Here is a 6,604-nt window from a genome sequence, read left to right as displayed (position 1 = left end):
ACCGGCGCGACCGCTCGCCTCATTGCCGTGTCGCGCGACCGCCGCAAGCGCGGGTTCGGTCGCGGCGCGCCGTCCCCGCAGCTCGACACGAGCGGCGGATTTTCCCGATGGCCTTCGCTTCGGCGACGCCAACCGTTTTATCAACCACCATCAAACGGAAAACACCATGACCAATCCTTTCGAAGACAACAACGGCAGCTTCCTCGTCCTGGTCAACGACGAGAACCAGCATTCCCTGTGGCCCGAGTTCGCCGAAGTCCCGGCCGGATGGAAGCGCGTGTTCGGCCCGGAGCAGCGCCAGTCCTGCCTGGACTATGTCGAGCAACACTGGGTCGACATGCGTCCGGCCAGCCTCGCGGCGCTGGACGCTGCCCACGCATCCTGAGTTCGCAAGGCTGCGCATCCGGGGCGAACCCGTCCGCCCCGGCCTGTGCGACTGCGCCTGAAACGGCCAACGTTTGCGCGGAGCCCGGCTCTTGCGCGGTTCAATCCTGCTCCGCCGAATCGTCCGCAACCGTGCATTTCCTGCTGAAGCCCTGGACAGCGACGAATCGATACAGGAAATCGGAGAACTCGTCGCCCCAGATTTCGTTATGCCCCGAGATGATGCCCTTCTCGACCTGGACCACCATGTAGGGATTGAAACGGGCCGATTGCAGGCTAGGCGGTGAACTGGCGGACGTTGCCGGAGTTCGTGCAAGCGCCACGGCTCCGACATCCCATTGATCGGTGGCCCCTGTGCTGTAGGCCTTCCACGCGCAACCGAAGTCCCTGAATTTAACCGACGACGGCGTGGCAAGCGGCTTCAGGGTGTGGGTCCGGTACGGCGCGTAATGCCCGATCGCCTGGACGTTCTGGCGTTTCTGCTCGGAGGTGCTGTGTTCGGAGAACAAGGTCGCGAGCGCTCGGCCCGCCGGAAAGGCCCGCTTGGTCGCGGTATCGGCCTGTGAGGTGAAGATCGCCAGGATCGGCATTTGTCTGGGACTGAACGTCATCGTCGAGGCCTTGCGCTGCAGTGCGTTGAAGCGTGCCGCCTCGAACGCGGGATTCACCAGCACCACCAGGCTCGCGACGTTGCGCGGAACCTTGCCGTTGTTGATGAATGCGGTGTCGCGAATCAGCAGCTGATTGAGCGAGTTGTAGATCAGCCCACCGCCGAAGCTATGGCCGGTGATGATCAAGCGATTGCCGCTGGTCTTGCGAACCGCGTGATTGACGGCATTGAGTTTGGCCAGCTCGGCGAGAACCTCGGTAGCGCCATCGGTACCGACGCGATGCGCACGCCCTTTTCGGCCCCAGAATGTCAGCGTCTTGAACGGTTCGACTTTGTTGGACAGCCCGCGCCAGCCGAGATAGATCCCGACCACTTGGCGAGCCGCGCAAACCTTGCCCTTGCAGGCATCCGCATCCGCTTTCGCTATCTTTACCAGGAACTTCGCGAATGCCTCGACGTTGCCGTCCTTGGCCGCCGCGTTGTGCTTCCATCCGTGCGCGAAAACCACCATGAGCACCGGGCGATCGCGATCGATCGCCCGGATCTGGTTGATCAGGCTTTCCTTGCTTGCGGGGGCCCGCAGATAGCCTTGGTCGTCGAATTCGACATAGCCCATCAGTACCGGCGGTGAAGGCTCGCCGGGCGTTTCGACCACTTGATGCAGCAATTCCCCAGGACAGTCGCCGCTCTTTGTGAAGGTGCAGTAGTCGCCTGCATGAAACTGCGTTCGATAGGTCCGCCCGGACACACAACCGGCGTTGACGCACGCGATCAGCAATAGACAGGCCATGCCAAGCCGATGCAAGAAGCGCCCAATGGTCTTGTCGGCCATGTCCTGTCCCCAGTCGTCCATTCGTACTGGGGTTAACGCACGAATAGCGGCGGTGCGGACAGTTGGGTGCGAACAGTTCGACCGTTCGTGGCCGGGCCCGCCGCCGATGCGCGGGGCAGTATCGATCTTTACGTATAGGCCAGCCGGCTTGGAGCCTCCGGTCATCGGCGCGAACGCAGCGGGTCCGCACTCGCGCGACAGCGTCGACGGCCGATGCCCCAGTCTGCTTGTTGGTTTGAGGGAAGAGAGAGCAGAAGCAGAAGCGAATCCCCCCTGCCCCCCTTTTACAAAGGGGGGAAAAGCACTACGCCGTGCCTGCGAGCATCATCCCCATTTTAGAGAGTGGGCGAGCGCCCGAAGCAGCCATGCGGTCGTCGCATCACTGCCGCGCGGGGGATTCGCTTTTGTATCCAGATATCCACGCGCCGAAGCCAAAGCTGACGGTGCCTCTCCCCCTTTCGTAAAAGGGGGAACACTGCGATGAACTGCCTGCGCGATCAGCCCTGACGACGCCCGAAGTCCTTATCGGCCGCCGCCGAGCGGCCAATCGGGCCAGCCCGATGCGTTGGGATCGGGCGCCTTCGTCGTCCATTGCCCGCTTTCCGGATCGATGTACCAGCGGCCGACGTCTGCGGGAATCTCGGGCACGCCGTCGGGGAAGCGTTTGTTGAAGCTCTCCTCGACCGGGCCCATGGTGTGGCCGACCGGGAACTTCGGCGGCAGCATTTCGCGATGGCCCAGGGCGTCGGGCATGCCCGGAATATGATCTTGCAACCAGTTGAGTTCGTCGTTCTTGACCAGGTACGCGCGCACTATGCCGCCTTGCTCGGCGAAATACGGCGCGAGGTCGCGGCTGTTGGCGAAGGTGCCGCCGTCGGGCGCCTGCTGCACGCCGCCATCCTCGCGGAACAGCGGGTTGTTGCGGGCCAGATTGCGCGGGTGCACGGCCGCCGGGTTGAACACGATCGCCGGCAGATTGCCGCCGCCCACCGCCATCGCGGCCTGCGAGGCGAGACCGCCGCCGAGCGAATGCCCGGTCAGCACCAGGTTCTCGCCATAGGTGTCATAGGCGCGACGGGTCAGATCCACCGCATGCCGGTACTGCGCGGTGTCGAAGCCCAATCCCTGCGCGGCGTCGGTGTAGATGTCCTTCAACGCCGTGCGGCTGGTCGGCGCGGTGCCCTTGAACGCAAGCACGAATTGGCCTTCGCCATTGGTGTACAAACCAGCGCGCAATCCCGAGGAATGATTGAAATCCGCCGGGGTGAAACCGGCCGGCAGATCGGCATCGGCCACTTGGCGGAAGCTGCCTTCCAGCGCGGAGCCGTCGGCCTTGTACACGTGTTTGGCCACTTGCAGCAGATCGCCGTCGAGGCGATGCGGCGTGGTGCCCGCCATGTCGTCGGCGAAGCTGCGGCCGGGCGGCACCTGGTAGGCGCCGGTCGCGCCGGCCGGCGGCAACGCATCCGGCGGATCGACGCCCTTGGTCACGGGCTGGAAGGGATCGTTCTTGCCCGCATAGATCTGCAGACGGCCGCCTTCGGTCGGCATCGACAAGGTGTTGTCCGGGATCGCCCAGGTATCGTCGATGCGATTCGCGGTCGACACCAATACTTGCGTGTCTTCGGTCAGCACGTAGCGCGTGGATACCTTGGACACGATGCCGTTGGGGGTGATTTCCGCCGCGTATTTTGGATCGACGCCGACGTGCGGCTGAGCCTGGATGTCGCGTACACGACCGTACACGCCCGGCCCCGGACCGATGTCGGCGATGCCGATATCGGTGGGACGGGCGCTGTCGCTGAAGGAGAAGTAGTTGCCCTTCGGCCCGCCCGGCACCTGCCACTGATAGACCTCGGTGCCCTTCGGCAAGGTCCGCACTTCCACCGGACGGGTGAAGTCGATGCCGGCCACATGCGAAAGATCCGCGGGCTTGCCGGTCGCGCGTTCGTAGAACGAAATGGCCGTGGCCTGGCGCTGGGCGATGACTTCCGCGGTCGGCGCCGCGTCGAGCGCCAATCGCTGCGGCGCGCCGTCGAGCACGCCGCGCGGCGGCGGCAGATCGGTGATGTTGTAAACGCCGTCAGGACCTTGCGTCGCCAGTCGCGGTTCGACCGTCGGCGGCGTTACCGGACGGCCTTGCTGATCGATGTAACGCAGCGGGCTGTGGGCCACGTCGTCGACCGCGCCGGCCGCGCCGGGCAGCTTGATCTTGGGAATCTTGAGCGGGATGACCAGCGAGGCCACGTCGAAGGTGACGTTGCCGAGCGCCTCGCCGTAGCGGCCTTCGCCCCAGGCCTTGCCGATGTGATCGAACATGTGCGGCAAGCCTTCGACCATCGCCTGGCCGGTCTCCAAGCCGCGCTTGGCGCTGGGCAGGAACGCCGGCGCGTTGCCGCCGCTGACCTGATCGACGAGCACGCCGGTGCCGCTGAGGTCGTACGCGGTCCGGGCCAATGCGCCGAGGCCGACGACGAAGCCCACGGCCGCGTCCTTGAACCCGCCGCCGAAGCCCTGCAGCTGGCCCATGAAGCTGGTTTCGCCGTTGCCGCGCACGTCGCTGATCAACTCGCGCATCTGCGGAGTGAACGCCTCGTTGCCTTCGGTGGCGCGGCTGATGATGCTGTCGCGCAGCCAGTTCAGGCGCGCATCCGGATCGGTCTTGACGATCTGGCGGATCAGCGCCGCCTGGCCATCGGCATCGAGCGCGCCCATTTCCTTGACCAGCGCCTGCACGCGTTCTTCCTGGTTGTCGACCATGAAGCGGCGAACGCCCGCGTCCATCACCCGGTCGCGCGCGGCAAGCACCGCGGGGTTCTTGTCGGCCGCGGTCTCCAGCCGATCGCCCATCAGCGTGTTGTAGGTGTTGCCGTCGATCTTGACCGTTTCGCCGTTCAAGGTGGTCAGGCCGGCATCGCGCGCACCGGCCAGTTGTTCATCGCTGAGGAAGCCTTCGGTGAACGCATCGCCGTGCATGCGGTTGTACAGCGCCACGAAGCGCGCCTGCGCGGCGGGATCGGCCGCGCGCGCCTGGTATTGGGTCATGAACGCCTGCAGCTGCCCGGCGTTCTGCTCGTCGCTGGTCGCGGCCAGTTCGCCGTATTCGCCGGTGTAGTTGTCGCCGTTGGCGTTGTACTGATCGATATCCTTGATCGCCTGCAGATCGGCGGCCTTGGTGCCGGGCACGCCGGTCATGATGTCCAGGCCGCCGTTTTCGAGCTGAGTCATCTGCTCGGACGACAGATTCTCGAGGATGTCGGTCTTGAACCAGGATTGGCCCATACCGGGATCTTTTTCCTGCAGCGCCGACAGCACCATCTGCTGGGACACCGGGTCGAGATCCTGCAGCGTGTCCAGCGCATAGTTCAGCCGCTTCTCGTAATCGTCCCGCCACATGGTGCGGTCGCCCTGATCGAGAATCTCGTCGGCGACCTGATTCGCGCGCGATCCATCGATGCGCTCGCCCTTGAGCGAACCCAGTTCCTTGATCACACTGCCGTCGGCGGCGGTCTGGCGCACGCCGACCGGCTGCTGCTGGGCGTCGTACTCGGTCACCACCTTGCTGCCGTCGGCGTTGGTGGTGGTATCGCGACTGGTGACCACCGGCAGGCCGCTGACCGACTCATGCTGGGTGGTCTGCTGCAGCGCGCCCTTGGCGTCGTAGGCCTGGGTCGTGGCGAGTTTGCCGTCTTCGCCCAGCGAGTACACGGTGCGCCGGCCGTCGGCGGCGGTGTCGATGACCTGCTTGCGCCCGTCTTCGCCGACCTGCTCGCTGCGCGCGACGCCTTTCTGCTCGAATACGACGCTGCCGTCTTGCGCGACCAGCTTTTGCGACAGCTGCGCATCGGGAATGCCCTGCGCTCCGGCCGGCGCCGCATGCACCTGGTACTCCATGCGATAGCCGCCGTCGTAGGCGTGGGTCACGGTGCTGACGCCGGGCCGGCCCGCCACCGGCGTGGTGGTGACCTTGCTGACCTCGCCGGTATCGAAGGTGGTCGCGCCGTCGGCGGACACTTCGCGGATCCGCAGCGGTTGCGGCCCGGTGACGTCGGCGCCGTTCTCTCGCAGCGTCACCGACTGGACTTGATAGCCCTGTTCGTTCGGAATGACGGCGTGCTGCACCACACGCGCCGGATCGGCCGCGGTGCCGCCGTAGGCATCGGTGAGCACCGCGCTCTTGCCGTCCGGACCTTGCTGGACCGTGCGCTGCGGCAGTCCGCTGACGGTCGATACGCCATTTTCGACGACGCTGCGGCTTTCCAGCGGCACCGCGGCGGCGGGACCGGTCGCTTTCGGATCGAACACTTTCGTCGTGACCAGCGCGTTGCCGTTGGCGTCGAGCCCGTCGGTCTGGACGATACGGGTGCCGTCGGCGTAGGTGCTCTCGCGCACGGCGGCGCCGTCGGGCGTCTGCGTGGTGCGATTCTGGGTCGGCGTTTCCGGCTTGTACTGGGCCGCGACGTTGTCGGCATCCAGGCGCGCCTGTGCCTGATCGTAGGCGCGGTTGATGGCGGTGATGTCGCCGGTTCGGCCTTGTTGCGAGGCCTGATCGATCGCGCTGCGGCGGCTGTCGCTCAGGTTCGCGATGGTCTGCTCATGGGTCGCCCCCTGCAGGGTGCCGCCCTGATCGAACGTGGCCTGGGCGAGCGCGTCCTCCGGCTTTTCGATCTTGACCGGCGGCTTAAGTGGGGGGGTGACCGATTCCGGCGGCGGCGGAGGGGGCGGCGGCGGCAGTGGCTTGATTTTTTCGTCGCTCATCGGGGCTGTCTCCGTCTCGC

3 protein-coding genes are annotated in these 6,604 nt (G+C 65.6%); 1 reads left to right on the top strand and 2 read right to left on the bottom strand.

What is annotated here, in order from left to right; all coding sequences use genetic code 11:
• The first annotated feature begins 166 nt into the window (after positions 1-166).
• The gene (locus tag AC3A4T_RS08985; RefSeq protein WP_487675066.1) at positions 167-385 is read left to right on the top strand and encodes an MbtH family protein; all 219 of its coding nucleotides are present in this window, start codon (positions 167-169) and stop codon (positions 383-385) included.
• Between the two features lie 100 nt (positions 386-485).
• Here AC3A4T_RS08985 and AC3A4T_RS08980 read toward each other — a convergent pair whose 3' ends face one another.
• The gene (locus AC3A4T_RS08980) at positions 486-1,826 is read right to left on the bottom strand and encodes an alpha/beta hydrolase (protein WP_487675065.1); all 1,341 of its coding nucleotides are present in this window, start codon (positions 1,824-1,826) and stop codon (positions 486-488) included.
• A 522-nt stretch (positions 1,827-2,348) separates the two neighbouring features.
• Entirely contained in the window at positions 2,349-6,584 is a 4,236-nt protein-coding gene (locus AC3A4T_RS08975) for a Tle-like phospholipase domain-containing protein (RefSeq protein ID WP_487675064.1), read from the bottom strand.
• Positions 6,585-6,604 lie beyond the last annotated feature (20 nt).

The organism is Lysobacter sp. Soil_N_51 (assembly GCF_057655755.1).
The sequence above is the reverse complement of the archived record's forward strand: the minus strand, read 5'-3'. Positions and strand labels throughout refer to the sequence as shown.